The 425-nt window shown below is 41.2% G+C and carries 1 protein-coding gene; it reads left to right on the forward strand.

The features are described from left to right. Positions 1-22: 22 nt before the first annotated feature. Positions 23-425: GerAB/ArcD/ProY family transporter (locus KVT27_RS23770; RefSeq protein WP_217582086.1), on the forward strand; the 403-nt coding region annotated here is incomplete at its 3' end.

Genomic DNA, 425 nt, shown 5'->3' on the forward strand with positions numbered 1-425 from the left:
TAAAGGAAAGTGAGATTAAGAAATGAAAATCTCCGGACATCAACTATTTTGGCTGATTTTCACGATGGAATTTGGGATGACAGCCTTATTCACCGTCTCGAACCCCGTATTTCTTGCCAAACAAGACGCTTGGCTTTCAATGATCTTTGCAAGCCTGGTCAGCTTATGCACCACCTTTGTTGCCGTTAAATTAAGTCTCCTTTACCCGGAGCAAACCTTTATTCAATTCAGTCAGTCGATTCTCGGAAAGTGGCTGGGAATAATCATCCTGATCCCTTACTTTTTCATGTGGATTTCCGTAACCGGCATCATTTTAAGGGAATATGCGGATTTTGTCTTTTTAGCCTTATTTAGTTCAACTCCGCTATGGGTTATTATTCTCATTATGTTAGGTGCTGTCTTATATGTCACCTGTTCCGGAGGAC

Source organism: Lysinibacillus sp. GbtcB16, assembly GCF_019091145.1.
Taxonomy (GTDB): domain Bacteria; phylum Bacillota; class Bacilli; order Bacillales_A; family Planococcaceae; genus Lysinibacillus; species Lysinibacillus fusiformis.